Origin of the sequence: Bradyrhizobium sp. 31Argb (genome assembly GCF_043638955.1) — a bacterium.
Classification (GTDB): Bacteria; Pseudomonadota; Alphaproteobacteria; order Rhizobiales; family Xanthobacteraceae; genus Bradyrhizobium.
This window is the reverse complement of sequence record NZ_JBEGDB010000128.1, coordinates 1-22,557: the sequence shown is the minus strand read 5'-3', so window position 1 is coordinate 22,557 and position 22,557 is coordinate 1. Positions and strand designations below refer to the sequence as shown.

Sequence of the window (22,557 nt, the reverse complement as noted above, 5' to 3'; positions counted from 1 at the left end):
ACCCCGATCGGGCAATCCAAAGCATTCCGCGCAAGTCAAGGCCGGGCACGGCGATCCTCTCGTGACGCTCACGATCAATTCGACGACGGCACCGATCCGACCGGCCGCTTTGGCCAGTTCGTCAACGTTGGCGTTGGTCATGCGGGCTTGATCGACGGCCGCGCTGGCGATGCGGGCGGACTCCTGGACCTGGCGACCGATCTCGTTCACTGACGAGTTCATTTCTTCAGTCGCAGAGGCCACAGACTGCACATTGGCGGAGGCCTGCTCCGATGCTGTCGCCACCACCGCAGTCAACTGCTGCGCCCGTTCCGCTGTCGAGGTCAGGCTACCCGCGGAGCTCTCCAATTCCGTCGACGCCGACGACACCGTCTCGACGATCTCGCCTACGATCGTCTCGAATTCCCGAGTGATGCTATCGACACGCTGGCTACGTTGAATCTTGGCTTCGGCATCGGCCGCGGCAGCAGTGTCGCTGGCCTTCTTTTCGATCAGCGCTTGTTTGAACATCTGCAAGGTGTTTGCCATCTTGCCCATTTCGGTTTTCGCGCCATGATACGGCACTTCAGCGCTGAGATCGCCATGGGCAAGCGCCTGCATAGGGCCCACGATCGAGGCGATGCCGCTTGATACGCTGCGTACCAGGTAGACCGCGACGCTGATTCCTGCCGCGGCCGACGCAGCAAGAATGGTCGCGAGCAGAAGGAAGGCGAAATTGTAGTTGTCCTCAGCAGCGATACCCGCATCGTCCGCGCCCTTGTTATTCAGATCGACGTCGCGATCGAGGATGACGTCTGCTGCCTTCCCGACCGGATAGGCCTTGGTCTCGTTGAATTCGAACGCATCATGGGGAATTCTGCCAATGCTGTCGCGCGACAGAACCACGACTTGCTGGACCATTGCTTCGTAGCGTTCCCATTGCTGGACCCAGTCATTGTAGATGGCACGTTCTTCCGATGAACTGATAAGTGGCTCATAGCGCTGACGGATTTTCAGCAGGCTCTGCGACGCCTCCACCAGCCGCTTCTCCGCGGCTGTCTTGGCGGCCAGCGTTTCGGCCAGGATATGCAGACGGACGATCCCACGATATCCCGTGGCAATGCTGCGCAACTCGCCGAGCGTGCGCACGCTCGGTAACCAGAGGCGCTGGATCTCCGTCGTGTTGGCATTGATGGAGCGCATGCTTGCGACGGCAAGCAAGCCCATGCCCGTCATGGCAATCAGAAGAAAGAACACCACGATCGTGATCTTGGTACGGATGGATATCTGGGCAAGCATGAGGGCGTCCTTCGGGAGCGTGGTCAGGGCGCGAACGACCTTGTCAAGGAACCGAATCACGGAGCCGAGATAGAAAGTCATCGCTTGCCGACAACCGTTAGAGTGCCGAACTTGCACAAGGGTTAAGTGACGAGTTCGTGCCGGCAAAGGTCTGTTGCGCGTGGCGCAACGGTGATCATTCGCCGGATCGGCACGCTCTCGCGTCGTTGCACTTTCCAGGGCCGGCATTCGGTCGGCGTGGCGCCGATCGGGCTGCGATCGAGGCGGTCAAATCGGCCGCCACTCACCCAGATACTTCCGCGCCCGTTGGTCGCGAGCTATCCTCCATCGAAGGGCGATCCCAATAGGCTGGACTCGCGTAGCGCAGTGCCAGAAACGCGAGGAGAGCCTGAACCTTGGGAGAGACGATTTTCTTCGGCGGGTAGACGCCCCAGATCGCCGGCTCCGGGCCGCGTGCTGCGAACCAGTCCCAATCGCCCAACAGCGGGACAAGGCGCCCTGCCCGCAGATTTTCACCCACCAACCATGACGGCAACAGCGCCACGCCGAGCCCCGCCACGGCTGCGTCGTGCAGGACATCGGAACTGTTCGCGCGAACGTTTCCACTCACGGCAATCTCGTATAGTTCTGTCGATGCGTCACTGTGCCGCCGGAAGTACCAGCAATCGCCGGTTGCCGTCTTGGAAGCCAAACAATTGTGCTTGGCCAGGTCACCCGGCTGGGCGATCGAACCTTGATTCCGAAGATAGGCAGGACTAGCAACGACGACACGTCGATGCGCGGCGAGGCGCCGCGCCACCATGGTCGAATCCCTGAGCGCGCCAATTCGCACTGCGACGTCATCCCCGGACTCGATCATGTCGACCATCACATCGGTCAGCGTGGCATCAATGCGAATATCGGGATATTCGGCGATGAAATCCTTCATGTGCGGCATGACGTGCAACCGCCCGAACGTGGTTGACATGTTGATCCGCAACAGTCCTCGCGGTTTCCCGTTCAGCGACGTCGTCACGGCGCGAGCGTCCCCCACGGCGTTCAGGATATGCGTAGCCCGCTCGTAGAACACGGCACCGGCCTCGGTCAGGTGCAGACGGCGCGTCGACCGATTGAGCAGGGTCGCGGCGAGATCGTATTCTAGAGCCGCAACATGACGGGAAATCGTCGATACCTTCACGCCGAGGTCCATCGCGGCCAGCGAGAAGCTGCCGAGTTCGACTGTACGGGTGAAGGCACGCATGGCCATGAGGTAGTCCATCGACGACGTATCCCGTTTTCCAGTCACGCAACAATCATTTGCCGCACGGGGGGTTTTCCACCCAGAAATCCAGTGTCATGCTGCGCTTAGATTCAATTTCCAGAGCGATATCCGCCATGGCCCGCGTACGCACAGATCGCAGATCGTCAGCCGCCATCGTCGCTACAGCGTCCCCTTCCACGCCATCGCCGCAACCAGCAAAGCCGGCTCGTCCACGCCTCGTTGGCGTCGTCGGACTCGGTCGAATGGGACGTGCTTTTGCTGAAAACCTCGGCGCCGCGGGCTATCCGATCATCGTGTGGGATGCGTCTCAGGCTCAAATCGATGCCGTGGTGCGACCGGGGATCATCGCGGCCGCGAACCTCGCCGATCTCGCAGATTGCGACGTTGTGATCACTTCGTTGCCCGACGACGACGCGCTGGCAAGCGTTGCGACCGGTCCGCAGGGACTGCTCGATATGCTCGCGACCGGCGCCATCCACATCTCGATGAGCACGGTGAGCCCGCCCCTCTCCCGCCATCTGGCCGCGGCCCATGCGGCACGCAGCCAAAATTATGTTTCTGCTCCGATTCTCGGCAATCCGGACATGGCACATACGGGGGACGTGTTCATTCTCGCAGCGGGTCCCCATGCCGCTATCGATAGTGTTCGCCCACTGCTCGAAGTTCTCGGCCAACGTCTCTTCGTCATCGGCGAAGAGGCTGCCGCCGCCAACCTCATGAAGCTCGCGGCTAATGTCTTGACCGCACTGACCATGCAAGGCGTGGCCGAAGTCCTCGCGCTGCTCCGCAAGGGCGGAATTGATCATCGCATCGGCTTCGACATCCTCACCAATTCGCTGTTCGACTCGCGCGTTCATCGAACCTATGGCGGCAAGATCGCCAATGAGCGGTACTGTCCACCGGGCATGCCCGCACCACTGGCAGTCAAGGACCTCCGGCTGGCGCTTGCCGAAGCCGAAAGACATAGCGCGCCGATGCCAGCGGCCAGCCTGGTCCACGATCGCCTCGTCGCCATGGTCGCTCACGGCTGGACCAATCTCGATTGGTCCGCGCTTGGCCTGCTGGCGGCACAGGACGCCGGCTTGCCCGACATCATCCCGGCAGAAAGCGGCACTGCCGCTCCAACGACGGAGCAGGCGGCGATTCATACCGACAAAACGTCCGCCTTGTCCGTGACGCCGATTGATCATGTCTATCCTCCTTCTACGACCGGCAAACGATCCACAGACGCGGGTAAGGCATCAATGCTGGCCACGCCACTCGCTGAACTCACCCATAACGGAAGCGACCCCTCCCGGCTGATCTCTCCGACAAGTCGATCGCGGTGATCGACAACCGGGAGAGCCGAAACCAGCGGTGACGATGACAACATCGGCACCGGCCAGAGCGGACTGTCAGTGGTGGACCCGCAATGAAACATCGGCACCCACCACCGCAGCCGCGTGGGAACGGTGGAGCGCCTTGCCCACCGGAGATCCTGCGGTCACGTCGAGGAGCAGATGTCCCCAAGCCATTGCAGCATCGCCAGATGGCCGGGGGTTTCTCCAATTCGCCCTGCTCCCGCCAACACAATCTTCGTGCGCGATATATCAATCCATGGAGACGTCAGCCGACGTCGCCCTCTCCAACAATTCGCAGTGTCGCGGTTTTCACGGGTTCAGACGGTTCATCGATGAATTGCCGTTCCGGATGCATCGCCAGGCTTGTCACTGTTCCAGCCAGAAGCAGGCCGATCGAACACAGGAACGGCAGGTACCAACTGCCCGTGAGGTCGAGGATCAGGCCGAATGTCACCGACGACAAGATGCCGGCCAGCGCGAAGCCGATATTCATCATCGCGCTGGCTGTGCCGCCATATTGCGGCGCGATGTCCATGGGGACTGCCCAGGCTGGAGCAATCACAAGCTCGAGGAAGAAGAAGCCTGCGGCCAGCACCATCGTGATGATCATCACGTCATCGAGAAACATCATCGCTGTCAGGCACGCGGCGGAACCAAGCATGCCGACCCACACTACGGCCAGCCGCGCGAGCTTCACGTTTCCCGTGCGTCGCTTGATGGCATCGCTCATCAGGCCGCCCACGGTATCGCCGACCACACCTGCGAAGAACACGCCAGATGCAAACGCTGCAGATTTCTTCAGATCGAACCCATGGCCGTCTAGGAAGAACGACGGCAGCCAGTTGAGATAGACCCACGCGGACCAGCCGTAGCAAAAGTAGGTGAAGGTCACCGGCGCCATGCGCCAAGCAAGGCGACGCCAAGGTACTCTGCGCGCCTTGGCGGGCGCCCGCTCCGGCAAATCTATGAGGTCTTCGGGGAGAACCTTGGGATGATCGCGAGGGTCATCGCGATAGTAGTACGCCCAGAAGAAGACCCAGAGCACAGTCAACACACCCATGGCGGCGAACGATCCGCGCCATCCCCAGAGAATGACCAGCGCAGCCACGATCGGTGGCGTCACCGCGTTACCCAACCGGGAGAACGAATGGGTAATGCCCTGAACGAAACCGTAGCGGTCCTGCGGAATCCAGGCCTGCATGCCGCGCGTAGCAGATGGAAACATCACGCTCTCGCCAAAGCCGAGCAGCAAGCGACAAGCGAACAGGCCTACCAGGCCGGTTACCATGCTGGTCGCGAAGGTCGCCACAGCGGCGACGGTCACGCAGGCGATCAGAACACGGCGGGCGCCAAAACGATCTGCGAGCCAGCCGCCGAACACCATGAAAAGCACGTAGGGATAACTGAAGGCGGAAAACACCAAGCCCATTTCGGCGTTCGAGATTCCGAACTCGTGCCGCATCAGGCTCGCCGTCGTACTGATGTTCACGCGATCGACATATGCCGAAAAGTACAGGACGCACAGCAGGAACAGTACAATACTCGGCGCAGAGAACAGCGACCTCGGCCATCGCTGCCGTTGAACAACCTCTTGTTCTTTTTTCACTTTCATTCCCCTGAGAGAGATTACTGAAGAGGCACTCGTCACCGCCGAACCCGGGATGCATTGCCGCACCCCCGGTTCGGAGAACTATTTCACTCTGCCATCGACGTCAGCCTCACCATTTTCATTCCAAACCTGAATCGAGCGATCAGATGATCTTGAATGTGAGAAGGATGAAGTACGTCGGGATGGTGAACAGTGCCAGGACAGTAGTCAGCGCGGTCATGACGGCAACGTAGTTGGCATCTGCCTTGTACGCCCGCGCTGCGATCGAGACCTGGGTCATCACGGGCATGGCCGATTCAATGATCAGGACGCTGCGCATGAAATCGGGGACATCGAAGATGTAGCAGACCCCGATCGTCACCGCAGGCGCTATCAGGAATCGTGCAGCAATCAAGATTCCCATGTCCGGGGTGATGCGAACGCTGCGTAGATTCGCCACATAGATCGCAATGCCGATGAACAACATCGCCAGTGGTGTTGTCATGCTGCCGAGGTAAGTCATCGTGCTGTTGGCAAATGTCGGCAGCTTCACGGAGAACAGTATGAGGAGGATGGCCACCACGGCGCCGATCAAGGGTGGCGACATAATGTTCTTGATCGTCTGCAAGCTGAACACGCGAGGCACAGCTACATCGGAATTCTCGGTGTTCTGGAGGCGAGCGAACTTCGGTCCATCGATGCTGAGGCCGTAGGCCCCGATCGTCCAGAACAGCAGCGACTGCACCAGATAATACATCACCGCGATCGGCAACGCCTTATCGCCGAACAGTGCAATGTTTACCGGAAATCCGATAAAGGCGCTGTTCGAGACGAAGAACATGGCTCGAAATACGCCGCGCCGATGCTCGGGAATGTTGATTATTCTCGAGACGATAGTGCCGATGATCCAGAGAGCCAACATCGAGCACAGTGGCACGATGACGGCGACGCCGAGCTGTAGCAGGTCCTCCTTCTTGTAGGACTTCATCATACTGACGATCATGTAGAGTGGGATGGTGACCGTCATTGCGAACTTGGAAAATAGTTGCCCAATATCCTTATTGAACCACTTGATTTGGGTCAGATAGTAACCGAGCGTGATCATCAGCATGCAACTGATTACCCCACTTAGGGATTCAAAAATGGCCACATGAGTCTCCGTTGGGTGTGAGGATATTGAGAAACGGAAGGTCGGATATTTCGTTTTCCGCCGATCGATCTCGTCCAAGTCGATCGAATGGTCGGCGGCAGAAATGGGTCATTCGGCCGCCTCCATCGCTTCCCGGATTTGCCGAGCCGCGTTGTTGAAGGGGACCGCCGCCATCGCGATGGACGGAACTTGCGGGAACGCTTCTGTCGTCAAGCTCGACAGCACCTGACCAGGATTCATCTCGACGAACAGGGTCGTCCCCAGTTCGACAAGAACCTGCGTGGAATCGTGCCAGCGGACCGGATGCGCAATGTTGGTGGCGAAGTCGTCTCGAATACGATCCAGCACGCGCGTCGGACGAGCCCTGCGATTGGTCATGTACTTGGTTTGCACCGTTCCAGGCTCGAGCGTCGGAAGCTGCTCGACCAGTACATCCGCGACTCCCTGCAGAAGCGGACAGTGAGACGGCACCGCGACGGCAAGGCGCTCCGCCTTCTTGCAACCGGCCTGAAGGGCGAGTTCGACGACCCGGTCCACGCCCGGCAGCGCCCCGGCCACTACAATCTGGCGCGGCGCGTTGAGATTTCCGACATAGACAGGAAACGCTTCGGTCGTGGCCTTGGCCACCAGCGCAGACACCTGCTCCTCGTCGAGACCGACGACGGCGGCGAGGCCATAGCCTGTGGTGAACTGCGCCTCCATCAGACTCGCGCGTAGGTGAACGAGGCGAACACCGTCGGCGAAGGATAGCGCGCCGCACGTTGTCGCCGCCGCATAAGCGCCCACCGAAAGGCCGGCGACGGCATCGGGAAATGCGCCCTCGGCCGCCAGCGCACGGGCCACGGCGACGCCCGCAACATAGATCGCCACCTGGGTCGATACCGTCGACGCCAGGGTCTTTGCTTCGTCGAGCTCGCGCACGTCTCTGCCCAGTACGCTGCTCGCCGCATCGAGCGTGGACGTCACGCTTGGATGATCGGGCAGTTCGTGAAGCATACCTGCACGCTGGGATCCCTGGCCGGGAAACAGAAAGGCGATGGTCATGCGACTTCTCCCTATGCGTTTGACCACGGGTCGCGGACAAGCCGCGCGCCGCCGTCGCAAGTCTTCAATCGCCGCCGAAGCGACCGACCGTCGCAATATTCGCGCAGTGAAAAGCCGCCCTGCGGCGTCTCGACTTGAATGTCGGCAACGGCGTCGATGCCTGCGACCGCCTCCAGCAACAGATTGCCGTCTTGCTCCGACAGGTACGACGCAGCGTAGACGACAAGGTCGAGATCACTGGACGCGGTGGCGACCGGCACACCCGTTGCCAATTCAAAGCCAACGCTGCCGACCGGCCCCCAGGGCAGATTGAGATCTGCCCAAGCCGACATGACCGCGTAAAATCCCTCCAATGCCGGCATCGCGTCGCGGCGAGCCTGTGTTGGCTCCTGGCGCTGCGACAACAAATCTTCCGGCCTGACCCGTCTTGTGATAGAGCCGGAAGCCACTGCGCCGGCGAAGCGCTCGTCACGTGCGCTGCCACGAACGCCGACCGGGATCAGACCCGGTGACACGCGGCCACGTCGCACCACCATGACCAGCTCTGCAGCGAGAGTAGTGGCGACCCAAGCCGGCGTTGGCGTCGGCGTCGCCGCAATGAAGCTCCGCGGATCATCGATCCACACCAGATCATGCGGACGGAATTTGTGCGGGGTACCGATCTGTCGGGTCATGGTTCTCGCCGCGCATGGCGGCTTTCCTGTCATCGCTCGCTTGAAGGTAGGTTGCGCTCGCCTCGCCTCTCTGAGGCGAGCGCAGTTCTTGTCAGGAAGGAGCCCACTGCCGGGTCATGAGCTCGCGGACCTTGATAGAGCCCTTGCGGAACGCCTTGGCGCCGTCCGACTCGAGGCGGACATCAAGGGTGCGCGGGGAGTTGCGCGCGTCTGCGATCGCCTCGATCAAGGCGCTCTTGACCTGTTCGACCGTCGCCTTCGCCGGGGTGTCGGGGTTGGCAACTTTGAGCAGCGAGTGAAGTCCGCCGAGCTTGTTGAAAGACCCGATGTCGTAGGCCATCGGAACAATCGTCTCACCGAGCTTGTCGAGTTCGGCGACACTGCGGCGCGTGATGCGGGCCGCCGCGTCCTTGTACATGGCGTGAATCAGAACCTCCGGATCGTCGAACGCGATCATCCGGTTGGCCTGGCCCGCCAGCGCCAGGAACGAGCCCGACACGCAGCGTCCAACGATCAGAGCGATCACCGGATGACCGGCAGTGCGAGCATCGGCATAGGCTGCAATGATGGCGGCTGCAGCAAGGTGGATGCCGAACAACTCCTCACGGCGGCCATAGGCCTGACTCTTGGAGTCGCAAACCGTGATGATCGGACGTTTCGGACCGTTCTTGTCCGCCTCGATGACGGCACGCAGATTCTTCGTGCCGTACCAACCTTCTTCAAGACCGACCTCCGTGTGGCCGGTCCGCGGGAAGCGCGCGTTGGCATCAGGCGCAACGCCGACGAAGACCGCTTTCTCGCCGCCGAGATTGGCCTCGGCAACCATGAGAGAACCGGGGTTGCCGTCGACCTTGCCGGTACTGCCGGTAAGGGCCTCGAACCACTTGCGCCCGCGATTGTTGAGAGGATTGGTCATTTCGCACCTGCCTTCCATGCATTCCGAATGTCTTCGCCCGTCCACTGCTTGGATGGATCCATCGACTTCAGGCGTTTGATGAAGAGGTCGTATTTGTCGGTTCGCAGTTGCGCGGGCTGCCCCTTGCGGAACAGATCCTTGACGGCCTCGGTCACCGCGTTTGCATCGTCCTCAAGAAGGACGTCCGCAAAGTCGGTGGCGAAGCGCTGCGCGCCGCCATTGACGCTCCACACGAACGGCTTGTCGCTGGCCACGAACTCGTCCTTGCCGGCTTCCAGTTCGATCACTTCGGGGCCGTTCATGCTGAGCCGTGCCTGCCTCGTCATCACCACGTAGGAGGCGAGGCCGGCAGCGAGCGACATGCCGCCAAAGCAGCCGGTCGGTCCCGCGATCACGACGATCAGCGGCGTATGTTTGCGCAACGCCACCATCTCGCTGTAGATCTCGGCGATCACCAGTTCGCCCATGTTGGCTTCCTGAAGCCGCACGCCGCCGCTTTCGAGCGACAGCACCGCGCGGGTCGGGATGCCCTTCTCGTTGTCGAGGCGCGCCAGGCGGAAGGCCTCGGCCATTTTCATGCCGCAGACTTCACCGATCGAGCCGCCCTGGAACTTGCCTTCCATGGCGATGACGACGGCCGGCTGCCCATCGATCTTGCCCTTGGCTACGACGCAGCCGTCATCAGACTGCGTGACGATTCCCTGCATCGGGAGCCAGGGCGATTCCACCCGATCGAACGGACCCAGCAATTCGCGGTACGTACCCTGATCGAGCAATTGCTGAGCCCGTGCCCGCGCGTTGAGCTCGATGTAGCTGCGACGAGTGCTCAATGCGACAACCTCGTCGGATAGTATTGGCGTGAAGGTCATGACTGGCTCTCCTCGACAGCCTGCTGAAGACGCAACGCCACCGTGCCGGGAGTGGCGCCAAAATCGTTAATCTCGATACTTGCGGCTTCCGGGTGCTGGCCGAGAAATCGCTCGAGGACGGCTTTCCAGGTGTCACCGAAGCCGGTGACGCTGGTCTGGATGGTGACGTGGGTGGCGTCGTCGATGGAAGGCTCCATCAGGATCTCGAGATCACCCGATCCGACAACGCCGACATGGGCACGTCGCGCTTTCACCTTCGATGAAGGGAATTGAAAGTTCAGGATTTCCATTGCGAAAAAGCTCCTTTGTGGTCGATGTTGACAGGCGAGCCCGCCGACGTGTCGTTGAGGGAGTCCAGGAACAGCGTGGCGGCAAGCAGATCTCCGCTACCTCCCGGAGAGGCGTTCAGCTCAAGCAGATCGATGTCTAGTTGACCCAGCGCATCGCTACCTGGCTGGGTCGATGTGCCGCCCAGTCGGAGGATTTCAGCCGCGCCGGTCTTGGCCGTTTCGAGGGCCTTGGGACCGCCGCGATGGAGCAGGCAGGTGTCGTCAAGCGTCGCCATGATCGACAGCAGAGCATCCAGTCTGGCGAAGGTCTCGGCGATACCGCGAGAGCGGGCCCACCGCAGGGCTGGAAGACCGATGCTCACGACGTGCGGGAAGCCGCTCTGAGCTTCGCCGCGGGCACCGGGCACGCCATAGCGCTCGACCACCCGACTGCCGTTGGTCGCGCCGGTCGGCATTCGGCTATCGCTGAAGCGCGCGATGCCGCCAGCGATGGCTGCAATGTCCTCGGCATCGCCGGGCCGGGTGGACATCACCGCTCCCGCCACCAGCAAACCGAGGGACCAGATGGCACCCTTGTGTGTATTGACGCCACCCGTCGCTGCGAACATCGCAACTTCGCCCTCACGGCCGATTGCTGCGAGCTGCTCACGAATCTGCCGGCCGACAACCGCCCCCCTTGCAGCCCGGGACATGTCCCGGAAGCAGGAATGGAGCGAGCGGGCCGACCGATGCATCAGGTCGATGTCGAGATCGGCATGAGCGCCGGGTCCTCGACTGTCGACCAGCCCTGGCTTGGGCGTCAGGCTGGCTTCCGCGATCAGGGAATCGACGGCCAAGGTGGCAAGTTGCGTCGGGAAGACGCTGATCGGGACGGAGAAGGTCGATGCGACCTGGGCGTCTGCCCTCTCCGCGCGTCGGGCGGAAAGCGACCTCATCACCAGCTCCTGAAGCGTGCGGGGGGCTCGTAGAGACTGCCGGACCAGGTCACGAGATCCTTCATGCTGCGCGCTGCCAGCAGCGATCGGTTGGCATCGGAACGCCGCACGCCGAGATCCTCGGGGTAAGCGACCACGCCTTTCTCCCGCAGCCGCTTGACCTGCTTGGCATTCGACTTGAGGCCGACCTTGGTGACACCGGCGACGGCCGCGACAGCCGCGCGACGCTCTTCGAGGCCATCCGCCTTGTAGAGGTAGGCAATGCCCTCTTCGGTCGCGACGTGCGAGACGTCGTTGCCGTAGAGCATCACCGGCGCGATCGGCAGCTTGGCGTCCTTACCAACCTGGACCGCATCGAGCGTCTCAACGAACAGCGGCACGCCGCCGGCCTTGAACGTCTCGACCACCTGCACGCATAGCTTGCGGCCGCGCACGGTGGCGTCATCCGATGTGATCAATGACAACCACGCCGGCGAGGGATGGCGACGGCCGCGCGCATCGCTACCGAGGTTGGGAGCGCCACCAAAGCCGGCGATGCGTCCCTTCGTGACCGTCGAGGAATTGCCCTCGGAGTCGATCTGCAGGGTCGAGCCCGCGAACAGGTCGACAGCGTAATGGCCAGCCAACTGGGCGAACACGCGATTCGACCGAAGGCTGCCATCCTGGCCAGTGAAGTAGATATCGGGGCGCGCCGCGACATACTTCTCCATACCGTCTTCATTGCCGAAGCTATGAACGCTCTCTACCCATCCGCTCTCGATCGCGGGAATCAGGGTCGGCTGCGGATTGAGAATCCAGTTGCGGCAGATTTTTCCCTTCAGGCCGAGCTTGCCACCATAGGTCGGCAGCAGCAGCTCGATCGACGCAGTGTCGAAACCGACGCCATGGTTGAGCGAGAGAACCTGATGGCGCTCATAGACGCCGCGAATCACCATCATCGCCGTGAGGATCTGCAGCTCCTTGATATCCTTGGGATCACGGGTCTGGATCGGCTCCTTGGCAAACGGGCGATCGGATTCGACGATCACGTCGATCCAGCCGCCGGGAATATCGATGCGTGGAAGCTTATCGACGATCTGGTTGACCTGGACGATGACGATGCCGTCGCGGAATGCAGCAGCTTCGACCATCGACGGCGTGTCTTCGGTATTGGCGCCGGTGTAGATATTGCCCTCATGATCGGCCATATCGGCGCAGACCAGCACCGCATTCGGAATCAAATCGACAAACAAGCGCGCTGAAAGCTCGACATAGGTGTTGATCGAATTCACCTTGATCTGCCCGTCTTCGAGCATCTGCGCGAGACGGAGGCTCTGCGGACCCGCAAAGCTGAAGTCGACCTCGCTGGCGATTCCCTGCCCGAATATCTCCATGTGATCGGGGCGTGCGATCGCCCAGATCACCGCCTTCAGATCGTGAACCTTTTTCGGGTTCACCTTGGCGAGCGAGCGCGAGAGGAAGTCGGCCTGCTTTTGCACGCTCTCGATGACAACACGGTCGCCCGGAACCAGCAGGGTCTCCAGCGCCTCGACGATCTTCTTTTGCGGAAGGAATTTCCCGTTCATCCAAGGGCTCACGAGCGCCATTCGACGCTGCTTTCCCTCTCGGCGCGTTGACCAGTTATGGGCGGTATAAGCCGCTTTATATGTTGTGACATCCATCTTCGATCTCTCCAGCGGACGATTTCAATTCGTGAGCCCGACTTCGGAAGATCATCGAGCTACGCAACTGATGACGACGAGAGATTGCTGGATGATCGATCGCAGGTGAAATCGTATGTTTTGAGATCCGTGATAAGTTCTGTCGATCGGAGCGGGTCGCATGGCGACGCCATGCAGCTCATCTACAATCAACAGATGAGACGAATTCGCGGGCTTTGGAACGCTTGTAATGCGCGCTTCCGTTGATCTAGCGCAATGTCGAACCGTCCGCTTATGACAAACGTTGCGCTCAAGTTAATTCGTCAGTTTGATGTTCGTGATAACCTCGACAAATGACGGCTTCGTTTGCGTCGGGTTTCTCGTCGCAGAGTGATCTGGGGCCGCAACTCATGAAAATTCGTCAACTCCAGATGTTTCTGGCAGTCGCGGAACATCTGAACTTCCGCAAGGCCGCGGAGGAGTTCGGCCTTACCCAGGCGGCACTGAGCCTCGCAATTCAGAATCTGGAGGATGAGATCGGCGTGAGCCTGCTGTTGCGCGGCCGCCAGGAGACGCGGCTCACCTACGCAGGAAATATCTTTCGCGCCGAGATCAGCGAGATGCTGGCAACGGCACAGCACGCGGCGGAGCACACCCGTCGCGCCTCTACCGGCATCCTGCAGCAACTCAAAGTTGGCTTTATTTCAACCGCGATCACCGGGCACTTCCTTCCCAAGCTCGTTGCCGAGTTTCGCCAATCTTTCCCACAGGTCGAGCTGAGGCTGCAAAATCACATCAATACCGAGCAGCTCACCCTGGTCGAAGCCGGCGCCCTCGACGTCGGCTTCATTCGTTTGCCACTGCTGTTTCCGCACGATGTCGAGATGCTCACGGTTCATAGCGAAGACCATGCCGTGGTTGTATCCAAGGACAATCCATTGGCACAGCAGACGATGATCCGGCCGCGCGATATCGAAGGAAATTCCTTCATCATGTATTCGCGACGCAACGCGCCGGGGTATCACGACATAATCATGCGAACGCTGAACAATAACGGAATCAATCCAGACGTCGTCCAGGAGGTCGGAGAAATGTATACCCTGGTATCATTGGTTTCGGTCGGCATCGGCATCGCCATCGCCCCGATCTCCGCGCGCAACTACAACTTGCCAGGCCTCGCTTTTCTGAGAGCGGACTGGTTACCGGCGGCCGAGATCGGCGTCATCTTGCGCAAGCACACGACACAGACTGAGACCCGTCTGTTCATCGATATGGCCCTTCGCGCCCGCGAAAGTCTGACGTGTGAGCCGGCTGACCTTCGTCATCGAACCAACGGCTAATGACCGCCGTCTTTCGCACGATTCAAGGTTACAGACCTCACCCCAAGGACGCGTGTAGATGGAAATCGTTCAACTGCGGTGCTTCCTCGCCGTCGCCGAGGCGCTCCATTTCAGCCGAGCGGCCGAGCATATGCATCTGAGCCAGCCGGCTCTCAGCACGCAGATCGACAAGCTCGAGCAGGAGCTCGGTGTTCTGCTCTTCGAGCGTTCGCACCAGAAGACGACATTGACCGATGCTGGAAGGATCTACCTCAAGGAGGCCCGGGATATCCTGGACATCGGAACGCGCGCTGTCGAGCGGGCAAGGCTGGCAGCCGAGGGCAAGATCGGTCGATTGCGGATCGGGTTCATCTCGACCGCCGCAGCCTATGTGATTCCACCCCTGATCGCCGCTTTTCGCAAGGATTACCCGCGCGTTGAACTCGATCTGCGCCATCATCTGACAGCCGAGCAGCTCGGCCTGATCAGGAGTGGGATGCTCGACGTCGGCTTTTTGCGTCTTCCGCTGCTCGAGCCACGAGGATTGCACACCATCCTCATTCACAAGGAGCCATTCAAGCTGTTCCTGCCAGCGTCGCACCGGCTGGCGACGCAACCGGATCTCGAGCTGTGTCATCTCGACGGCGCAGAGTTCGTCACTTATTCAAAGCGTAACGCACCCGGATACGCCGCAGCGCAATCGCTTGTTCTGAGCGATGCCGGCATTCGCCCTGCGGCCATCCACGAAGCCAGCGACATGTATACGCTGAGCCTGCTCGTGGCAGCGGGGGTCGGCATCGCGATTGCACCAGCGTCGCTGAAAAATTATCGCCTGCCTGGCGTGATCATTCGGGATTTGCCAGGCCTGCAGCCAGCCGAGGTGGCGATCGTGCATAGGGAGGGCATCGATCACCCAGCTGCGTTGGCCTTCATACGCTCGGCGCGTTCCATGATTGATTTTTTCAGCTGATGCGAGCGAAAAAGCGTCACGGCGACGCCAATCCTCGGGACCATATGCCGCGAGCCAGGTCAGAGTCGGCGTGAGCGCCCAGGCTTACTATTCTTCTTCGTCTGCGATGGCCGCGAGAGCATGCGGCTTGCACAGGACTACGCGGCGCCGCCCGGAGCTGACGATGCCCCGCTCCTCCCACACGCTGACGATTCTGCTGACGGTATACAGGGTGGTTCCGACCATTTCGGCGAGGTCACGGCGGGACAGTGGAAACGCGATCTCGATGCCGCGCGCCGTCCGGCGCCCCGACTGATGCGCCAGACGAAGAAGGGTATGACCAATCCGACGCTCGACCCGTTCGGTCGAGACTTCTCGCAGACGAATCTGCATCTCGTGGTATCGCCGGCACAGCAGCGCGACGGCATTGATGGCAATAACGGGATAACGCTCCATGATCTGTCTGAGGCTGGCACTCGTCCAGCCAATCAAATGACTGTCGTCCACAGCGGTCACGGTGCCGGGATGGGTATCGTTTTCCACAAACGCCGCGCAGCCCGCGACCTCTCCCGGACCAATATAACGGATGATAATCTGCTGACCGCCCTGGGCCATCTGCGAAGCCCGTAGCCGGCCCGCGATTACCAGAAAAAGAGACGTCGTGCGGTCGCCCTGTTGAAACAGGATGTCGCCAGCGGCAAGACGCCTTCGTCCCGCCCAAGCTTGAAGGACCCGGAGCGCGTCCGGAGGAGTCCCCTGGAGCAGTTCGGTCCGAGCGAAGAGATCGAGGTCCGGATAGTAGTCCATGCCGACGACTTTCAGGATCTACGCCGACGACGCCGAGGAAGAACTGTTTCTGCGGACAATCGGTTGCTGCCGGTGGGGTCTACAATCTCTGCCTGGATCAGAGGATCCTTGAGCACGAGCGCGGCGAGCCGAGGAAGCTCTCTCAATTCGATCCGATCAAGGAACTGATCGGCCTGACGGAGCACTCTGACTTCCTTTACGAAGTTCCGCACCACCCGCTGACGCAGGCGGCGATGGACCCGCACAAGGCGTCCTTCGACTTCTTCAAAGGCCGTGCTAGATTCCCGACCTTCCTCAAGAAGTGTCAGAACGATAGCTTCGGCTATCCGGATCCCAAGCAGATCAACTGCGTTTTGCCTTTTCGCCATTGCGCGCTTTCTGTTAGATTTCGGTCCCGCAGCACGAACGGTCCGAGCCACCAGACTCTCAATGCCCGGCCCGCTGCCCATGATGCCTGCGAAGGCGATCTCGCTGCGACCTCGCCGAGCAACCAGCCTTGGCGGATCCTTTGCACCGTGCAGGCCCTCGCCTGAGAACAGACCCACGTCTGGCACGCTTATCTTTCCCTCTTTCAGGAGCGGCCTGGCCATCACCGAGTGGCTCGAAATTTCGTGCTCCTACATATCTTCCTTCACATCAACGCGCAGATTTTGTTGACGCGCATTGATGCAACGCAAAACGACTGCCCGCGATGTGTGAGAAACGACAATGTTTACTTCACAGACGGAAGTAAGAACACGAAATTCATGCAGCGACATATATCGACTCTGACGATGAATGAACGCTCACCCGATAAGCAAGAGTAGTGTTCTTAGTGGCTACAACGGAGCTGTGTGTACCGAAAACCCTATCCGAGTTGCTGACGTGATAGAATCGCCTAAGCTGGCGGAATGTTCGGGCCCCTGTGTTTCGTCGTGGCGGTCTTGGCCTGTCCATTCAAGTCGAAAATCCGGCTTGTGGCTGAGAACGTAGCGCTTCGACATCAGTTGATTGTCTTGAGGCGCATCGGTCGTTGGATAAGGATGCGCCGGTCTCTCGTCCGGTTCAGCCGACCGGCAGCATCAAATCGACGGCGATCCTTGGCGGACTCCATCACCACTACGTCCGGGTTTAGGTTTTCGGTACACACAGGTCGAGCTATCGTTGAGATAGGCCATCTGCACCTAGCTGCACTCGTATTCTCTGAACCTTGCTTTAAGCCAGTTGGGGCTTAGGCTGCTCCTCCTCATCATGCGCTCGCAGGAGTTCAAGTAGTCGCTTGCGCATGATCATGCCCGGCCGGTCCGATGGCATGTGCATTTCGATCTTCCGGCTCATATCCACTATAGCGTCGGGGTCAGTCGATTCGAGCATGTCGCGGTCCTCAGCGATGATCGCGGCATCCCAGTCGATCAATTCCTGGGTCGAGCAGTCGGCCTCGGTGTCGTTACGGAAGAGGATCTGAACGACCTGTATTTGGCCGTCGGAGATCGGCGTCGCGCAATTGAAGATGATATGCCGGATGCCCGATGGATACTCCATGTCGAGCCGCCTGCAGAACGGCATGAACCATTTGTTACGCTGGTGTCGCTTCGTGACCGGATCAGTCGTGCCGCTGATCCGATGGGCGCTCGGCGGATTGCGAACGGTGATGACGGTCTCGGCGTCGAAGCCTTCGTCGGTCTCGACGATCTCGTATTTCTCTGGCTTGGGCTGATTGATGTTGCCGAAAGTACCCTTGTGCACGAAAGCGAAGTGGGCGTTGTCGAAGGAGTTCTCCATCAGCCGCAGCGCAGCGGTATTCCATTTTTCGTAGAACTGGTGGATGCGGCGATAATCCGGACGACCATCCTCCGGAACTTCGGGAATGTCGCGCAACGGTTCATCCAGCGCGATCCAAACATAGCCGTATCGCGCCCGCGCCCGAAATGACTGCGCTCGCGCCTCAGGAACGGGCTGCTCGAACGGGAACTGCGGGATCATCACGAGCTTGCCGTCACGATCATACTCCCAACCATGGTAGCCGCAGACGATGTTGCCGTTTTTGCACCAGCCCTTCGACAGTTTCGCGGTGCGATGACAGCAGCGGTCTTCGAGCGCCGCCGGCTGCCCCTCTGCATCGAGGAACAGCACGATCGGTTCACCGAGCAGGGTGAATGGCTTTGGACCATCCTTGAGATGCTCGAGCGGCACGGTCGCATACCAGAAGCGGCGAAGTACCGGCTGTTTGGTGCTGAGCATGATTTCCTCCGCTATCAGGCCGCCATCCGCTCGACCACGCGGAAGGCATCGGATCTGAGTTTTGCGATATCGAGGCCTGGAATGGCGCCGTCCTCGACCACGATGCGGCCACCGACCAAAAGGTAACGCACATGCGCGCTGCCGGCGCAGGTGACCGGCGCGATCATCGGATCGTGCATGCCGAAGTGCCGCGGCTGGTTCAGATCGAAGATCGCGATGTCGGCCTGCTGTCCCGGCGCAAGCGTGCCGATCTCCGGGAAACCGAGGACGCGGGCGCCGCCGGCGGTCGCCCAGTGCACGACGTCTTCGGCCGTCACGGCATGCGCGCCCTTTACGGCGCGATGGGTGTGCCAGCAGCTATGCATTTCGCTGATCATGTCAGCCGCCTCGTTGGAGGCCGCGCCGTCGACACCGAGCGACACCGCGCCGCCAAGCCGCGCCATGTGATCGGCCGGCGCGACACCGGAGCCGAGGCGGCAGTTGGATTGCGGGCAATGCGCCATGCCGGTACCGGTGCTTGCGAGCATCTCGACCTCCCCGGGATCGAGATGCACGAGATGCGCAAACCAGATATCGGGCCCCAGCCAGTCGTGGTCGGCGAGCCATTCCACCGGACGCTTGCCGTGGACCGAGAGGCAGAAGTCGACATAGTCAGCGGTCTCGGAGAGATGGCTGTGCAGCCGGAGCTTCATCCGCCGCGCTGCCGCGATCACCTCCTTCAGCTCGCCAGGATCGAGCGACCAGGTCGGCGTGGTCGGCGCCAGCGCAACACGCGTCAGGCTTCTCGACGATGGATCATGGAAGCGCTGCGCGCAGGCCTCGGCCGACTTCAGCATGGAGTCGAGCGTTTCCACAGGCATCGGCGGAAAGTCGTCGGCGTTCATGTGACGGTCCTTGGTGGCACCGCCGCGGCAGAACACCAAGCGGATGCCCAGGTTGCGCGCGACCTCGAAGATCACATGCGCGGGATCGAACCTGAAGGTGTCGCTGAAGAGATAGTGGTGATCGGCGGCCGTTGTCGTTCCCGACAACAGCAGTTCGGACAGCGCGATTCTTGCGGCGACCGCCAGCGCCTCCTCGTCAAGCTTCGACCATAGGCTATAGGGCGCTGCGCGCAGCCAGCCCGCGAGCGGAAGGTTGATGCCGGCTATGACGCCCTTCATCACGCTCTGGAACATGTGATGATGGGTGGAGATCAGGCCTGGATAGATGACGCAACCGCGCGCATCGAGCCGCTGCTCATCCGGCTGCGGCTCGAGCGCGCCGATCTCGGCAATGACGCCGTCGCGGATGCGGATGGCGCCCGTCGCGCGCATCGCGGCGCCCGGCAGGCCGGTGAAGATCCCGACGGCGTTCTCGATCAGCATCGCAGTCATGTCTCGGTCCTTATTTCGCTTTCGTGCCAGTTGGACAAAGCGAGTCTAGAGAGCACCACCATCGCGGCGAACAGCACGACGCCGGTCAGTGTGATTAGGAACAGCGCCGCGAACATGCGGGGAATATCGAGCGTGAAGCCTGCATCGAGGATTTCGTAGGCAAGCCCCGACGAGCGGCCGCCGGTGCCGGCGACGAATTCGGCGACCACAGCGCCGATCAAGGCGAGCCCGCTGGAGATTCGCAAACCGCCGAAGAAATAGGGCAAGGCCCCGGGGATTCGCAGCTTGACCAGGGTCTTGAACCGGCTGGCGCGGTTCATCCGGAAATAATTGGCGAGCCCTGGATCGACGCTGCGCAAGCCGAGCGTGGTGTTGGAGATGATCGGGAACAGCGCCACCAGCGTGGCGCAGATCGTGAGCGAGAGCTGCGTGTTCTTGACGAGAATGATGACGAGCGGCGCGATCGCGACGACCGGCGTCACCTGCAGCAGCACCGCATAGGGGAACAGGCTGATCTCGATCGCGCGGCTTTGCACGAACATGAACGCAACCAGCGTTCCGATGATGACCGCCGCGGCAAACGCCTGCAATGTCACGCGCAACGTGACCAGCAATGCACGGAACAATGACGGTCCATTGTTGACGAAGCTTGTGAAGATGTCGCTCGGCTTCGGAAACAGATAGACGGGAACGGATGCGAGCCGGAAGCCGACCTCCCACAGCACGAACAGCGCGATCCCCACCCCAAGCGGAGCGGCGATCCGCACAAAAGCCTCGGACTGCAGCAACGGCTTCATGAGACACCTGCCGATGCGGAAGGCAGCGACGCCTTGGCGAGCCAGGTCGAAAGCTCCCGGCAATAGGCGGCGAATTTCGGGCTATCGCGAAAGCCCTCGCCACGCGGCTGCGGCTCGTCGATGGTCATGGTGCGGAAGATGCGGCCGGGATTTGCCGCCATCACGATGATGCGGGTCGACAGGAACACAGCTTCATAGATCGAGTGGGTCACGAACACTGTCGTCAGCTTGCCTTCCCACCACAGGCGGATCAGGTCGGCGTCGAGCTTGTTACGCGTGAACTCGTCCAGCGCGCCGAACGGCTCATCCATCAGCAGCAGATTTGGCTTCGTCACCAGCGCACGCGCGATCGAGACCCGCATCTTCATGCCGCCGGAGAGCTGGCGCGGGAAATGCCTGGTGAAAGCCGAAAGGCCTACCTGTTCGAGCGCTTCGGCCACCAGCGGCGCTGCCTTGGTCTTGGTAACGTTGGACAGCTCCAGCGGAAGCCGAACATTGGCCTCGACCCGCGCCCAGGGCATCAAGGTCGGCTCCTGAAAGACGAAGGCGAACCGCCTGCCCTCCTGCCCGACCTGCGAGAAATTTCCGCGCCACCACAACAGCCGGCCGTCCGATGGCTCGATCAGGTTGGCGATCAGTTTCAGCAGCGTGCTCTTGCCGCAGCCGGATGGGCCGATCAGCGTCAGGAACTCGCCGTCAGCGATCGACAGATTGATCGGCGCCAGTCCGCGCGTGCCGTTCAAGAACACTTTCTCGGCCGACAGCACTTCGACCGCCGGCGGACGTTCGCCGCCCGTCACCATCCGCTGTCCGCCTTCATCAAGCGGCTTGCCCGGCAAGAGAGCGTTCATCGGCCCACTATTGCACTCCGATCTTCAGGTCCTTGACGAAGCGATCGTCATAGGCCTTGTGCCAGTCCACCTTGGGATCGAGCAGGCCGCCCGCGACCAGGAAATCGTAGATCTGCTTGTAGCGATCCTGAGTGATCACGCCGATGCCGAGCTTTGCGGCATCACCGCCGTCGATGGCCTTGTTCTCCTTCAGCTTCTCGAGCGCGAACGCGATCTGTCCGTCAGTCATCTTCGGGTTGTCGGCCTTGATCAGCGCATTGGCCGGCGCAGGATTCTTCAGATAGTCGCGCCAGCCCTCGAGCGAGGCCTTGACGAAGCGCGCCACGACATCGGGCTTCTCCGCGATCATCTTCTCGGTGGTGACGATTGTTGAACCATAAGGCGGATAGCCGCCGTCGGCGAGCAGGAAGAACTTCACCTTCTCGTGCTGCTGCTCGGCCTGATAGGGCTCGGACGACGGATAGGCCTGCTGGGCCATGTTCTTGTCGGCGAAGAAAGGCTGCAGGTTGAACGTGTAAGGGCGGATCTGATCGTCGGTGAATCCGTACTTGGCCTTGAGCCAGGGCCAGAACGTAACGCGGGAGGAGCCTGCGATCAGGATCGGCTTGCGCTTGAGCGCCGCGATGTTGGCGACATCGTCATGCGTCATCAGTCCCTGGAGGTCGAATTGAAAGGACGAGGCGACTGTGACCAGCGGCAGGTTCTGCTCCCGCCCCTTCAACACCTGGATGTCGTAGCCCATCAGGAAATCGGTCTCGCCGGCGAGCAGGAGCTGCGAGCCGTTGACCTGCGGACCACCCATCTTGATGGTCACGTCGAGGCCGGCCTTCTCGTACAGCCCGGTCGCCTTTGCTTCATAGAAGCCGCCATGTTCGGCCTGCGCGAACCAGCTCGTCAGGAACGTCACTTTGTCCGCGGCGAACGTCGACCCCATCGAGCCGAACAACGCGCCGGCGCCGACCAGGGTGATTGCGATCGTTCGCGGCAGGAACTTCATGGCCATCGCGGCTTCCCCGTTATGGCCGGCGTTGCGCCCGGCCCATGATCCCGGACCGGCATTGTCGACGTGACAATCCGTCCTCAATGGATGCCAAGGATGCACAGCCGCCTGTCGCCTGAAAGCATTTTTATTCGAGCGATCCGTTGCCTTTGAAGCAACAGCATCGATCGCGGAGTTCTAGGCCGTGTGGACAGTTACCTTATCCAGAGCAGAGTGGCGGCAATGGCGACGACGGCGAAGTAGTTTCGCGCGG

The 22,557-nt window shown here is 60.8% G+C and carries 23 protein-coding genes; 5 read left to right on the top strand and 18 right to left on the bottom strand.

Features of this window, described 5'->3' with window-relative positions; all coding sequences use genetic code 11:
* Both AAFX91_RS23355 and AAFX91_RS23350 read right to left on the bottom strand, forming a co-directional pair.
* Positions 1-1,278 (bottom strand): MCP four helix bundle domain-containing protein (locus AAFX91_RS23355; protein WP_394568055.1); only part of this gene is annotated, 1,278 nt, incomplete at its 3' end.
* 283 nt (positions 1,279-1,561) lie between these two features.
* A complete protein-coding gene (locus AAFX91_RS23350; protein WP_394568052.1) occupies positions 1,562-2,536 on the bottom strand; it encodes a LysR substrate-binding domain-containing protein in 975 nt (324 codons plus the stop codon).
* A gap of 77 nt (positions 2,537-2,613) precedes the next feature.
* Between AAFX91_RS23350 and AAFX91_RS23345 the strand changes: the two genes are divergently transcribed.
* Entirely contained in the window at positions 2,614-3,867 is a 1,254-nt protein-coding gene (locus AAFX91_RS23345) for an NAD(P)-dependent oxidoreductase (protein WP_394568051.1), read from the top strand.
* A 277-nt stretch (positions 3,868-4,144) separates the two neighbouring features.
* On the opposite strand, the gene AAFX91_RS23340 is transcribed toward AAFX91_RS23345, so the two are convergent.
* From AAFX91_RS23340 to mdcA, 9 genes are all read right to left on the bottom strand, one after another.
* On the bottom strand, positions 4,145-5,491 hold the full coding sequence (locus AAFX91_RS23340) for an MFS transporter (RefSeq protein ID WP_130577886.1): 1,347 nt from the start codon (positions 5,489-5,491) through the stop codon (positions 4,145-4,147).
* Positions 5,492-5,630: 139 nt separating this feature from the next.
* Positions 5,631-6,578: an AEC family transporter gene (locus AAFX91_RS23335; RefSeq protein ID WP_394568050.1), complete on the bottom strand. Its 948-nt coding sequence runs from the start codon at positions 6,576-6,578 to the stop codon at positions 5,631-5,633.
* A gap of 147 nt (positions 6,579-6,725) precedes the next feature.
* Positions 6,726-7,661 carry a malonate decarboxylase subunit epsilon gene (gene mdcH / locus AAFX91_RS23330; RefSeq protein ID WP_130577884.1) on the bottom strand — a complete coding sequence of 312 codons (936 nt, stop codon included), beginning with the start codon at positions 7,659-7,661 and terminating at the stop codon, positions 6,726-6,728.
* Positions 7,662-7,672: 11 nt separating this feature from the next.
* Positions 7,673-8,335, bottom strand: a complete 663-nt coding sequence (locus AAFX91_RS23325) for a malonate decarboxylase holo-ACP synthase (protein WP_165421034.1) — start codon at positions 8,333-8,335, stop codon at positions 7,673-7,675.
* A 91-nt stretch (positions 8,336-8,426) separates the two neighbouring features.
* Positions 8,427-9,251 (bottom strand): biotin-independent malonate decarboxylase subunit gamma, encoded by an 825-nt coding sequence (gene mdcE / locus AAFX91_RS23320; protein ID WP_394568048.1) that lies wholly within the window; start codon positions 9,249-9,251, stop codon positions 8,427-8,429.
* The gene (gene mdcD / locus AAFX91_RS23315) at positions 9,248-10,120 is read right to left on the bottom strand and encodes a biotin-independent malonate decarboxylase subunit beta (RefSeq protein WP_130577881.1); all 873 of its coding nucleotides are present in this window, start codon (positions 10,118-10,120) and stop codon (positions 9,248-9,250) included. The genes mdcE and mdcD overlap by 4 nt, the downstream gene beginning before the upstream one ends.
* Complete coding sequence (locus AAFX91_RS23310) at positions 10,117-10,410, bottom strand: malonate decarboxylase subunit delta (RefSeq protein WP_130577880.1); 294 nt, start codon at positions 10,408-10,410, stop codon at positions 10,117-10,119. The genes mdcD and AAFX91_RS23310 overlap by 4 nt, the downstream gene beginning before the upstream one ends.
* Complete coding sequence (locus AAFX91_RS23305) at positions 10,398-11,345, bottom strand: triphosphoribosyl-dephospho-CoA synthase (protein ID WP_394568045.1); 948 nt, start codon at positions 11,343-11,345, stop codon at positions 10,398-10,400. The genes AAFX91_RS23310 and AAFX91_RS23305 overlap by 13 nt, the downstream gene beginning before the upstream one ends.
* Entirely contained in the window at positions 11,345-13,006 is a 1,662-nt protein-coding gene (mdcA, locus tag AAFX91_RS23300; RefSeq protein ID WP_394568044.1) for a malonate decarboxylase subunit alpha, read from the bottom strand. The genes AAFX91_RS23305 and mdcA overlap by 1 nt, the downstream gene beginning before the upstream one ends.
* A gap of 332 nt (positions 13,007-13,338) precedes the next feature.
* On the opposite strand from mdcA, the gene AAFX91_RS23295 reads away from it, so the two are divergent.
* On the top strand, positions 13,339-14,325 hold the full coding sequence (locus AAFX91_RS23295) for a LysR family transcriptional regulator (protein WP_130577877.1): 987 nt from the start codon (positions 13,339-13,341) through the stop codon (positions 14,323-14,325).
* A gap of 37 nt (positions 14,326-14,362) precedes the next feature.
* Here the strand turns inward: AAFX91_RS23295 and AAFX91_RS23290 are convergent, their stop codons facing one another.
* Positions 14,363-14,539: a hypothetical protein gene (locus AAFX91_RS23290; protein WP_245475786.1), complete on the bottom strand. Its 177-nt coding sequence runs from the start codon at positions 14,537-14,539 to the stop codon at positions 14,363-14,365.
* Between AAFX91_RS23290 and AAFX91_RS23285 the strand changes: the two genes are divergently transcribed.
* The gene (locus AAFX91_RS23285) at positions 14,456-15,274 is read left to right on the top strand and encodes a LysR substrate-binding domain-containing protein (RefSeq protein WP_394568054.1); all 819 of its coding nucleotides are present in this window, start codon (positions 14,456-14,458) and stop codon (positions 15,272-15,274) included. The two genes, AAFX91_RS23290 and AAFX91_RS23285, sit on opposite strands and share 84 nt — an antisense overlap.
* Positions 15,275-15,361: 87 nt before the next feature.
* Here the strand turns inward: AAFX91_RS23285 and AAFX91_RS23280 are convergent, their stop codons facing one another.
* A complete protein-coding gene (locus AAFX91_RS23280; RefSeq protein WP_394568042.1) occupies positions 15,362-16,060 on the bottom strand; it encodes a Crp/Fnr family transcriptional regulator in 699 nt (232 codons plus the stop codon).
* On the opposite strand from AAFX91_RS23280, the gene AAFX91_RS23275 reads away from it, so the two are divergent.
* Both AAFX91_RS23275 and AAFX91_RS23270 read left to right on the top strand, forming a co-directional pair.
* Positions 16,059-16,172 carry a helix-turn-helix domain-containing protein gene (locus tag AAFX91_RS23275; RefSeq protein ID WP_130577874.1) on the top strand — a complete coding sequence of 38 codons (114 nt, stop codon included), beginning with the start codon at positions 16,059-16,061 and terminating at the stop codon, positions 16,170-16,172. The two genes, AAFX91_RS23280 and AAFX91_RS23275, sit on opposite strands and share 2 nt — an antisense overlap.
* A 121-nt stretch (positions 16,173-16,293) precedes the next feature.
* The gene (locus AAFX91_RS23270) at positions 16,294-16,593 is read left to right on the top strand and encodes a hypothetical protein (protein WP_130577873.1); all 300 of its coding nucleotides are present in this window, start codon (positions 16,294-16,296) and stop codon (positions 16,591-16,593) included.
* A gap of 661 nt (positions 16,594-17,254) precedes the next feature.
* Here AAFX91_RS23270 and AAFX91_RS23265 read toward each other — a convergent pair.
* From AAFX91_RS23265 to AAFX91_RS23245, 5 genes are read right to left on the bottom strand one after another with little or no spacing between them, the layout of a single operon-like run.
* Positions 17,255-18,280, bottom strand: coding sequence for an aromatic ring-hydroxylating dioxygenase subunit alpha (locus AAFX91_RS23265; RefSeq protein ID WP_130577872.1), 1,026 nt, complete (start codon positions 18,278-18,280; stop codon positions 17,255-17,257).
* Positions 18,281-18,294: 14 nt separating this feature from the next.
* Positions 18,295-19,656 carry an amidohydrolase family protein gene (locus AAFX91_RS23260; protein ID WP_130577871.1) on the bottom strand — a complete coding sequence of 454 codons (1,362 nt, stop codon included), beginning with the start codon at positions 19,654-19,656 and terminating at the stop codon, positions 18,295-18,297.
* The gene (locus AAFX91_RS23255) at positions 19,653-20,453 is read right to left on the bottom strand and encodes an ABC transporter permease (RefSeq protein WP_130577870.1); all 801 of its coding nucleotides are present in this window, start codon (positions 20,451-20,453) and stop codon (positions 19,653-19,655) included. Before AAFX91_RS23255 ends, AAFX91_RS23260 begins: the two co-directional genes overlap by 4 nt.
* Positions 20,450-21,256 carry an ABC transporter ATP-binding protein gene (locus AAFX91_RS23250; protein WP_394568053.1) on the bottom strand — a complete coding sequence of 269 codons (807 nt, stop codon included), beginning with the start codon at positions 21,254-21,256 and terminating at the stop codon, positions 20,450-20,452. Before AAFX91_RS23250 ends, AAFX91_RS23255 begins: the two co-directional genes overlap by 4 nt.
* Before the next feature lie 55 nt (positions 21,257-21,311).
* Positions 21,312-22,307: an ABC transporter substrate-binding protein gene (locus tag AAFX91_RS23245; RefSeq protein WP_394568040.1), complete on the bottom strand. Its 996-nt coding sequence runs from the start codon at positions 22,305-22,307 to the stop codon at positions 21,312-21,314.
* Positions 22,308-22,557 lie beyond the last annotated feature (250 nt).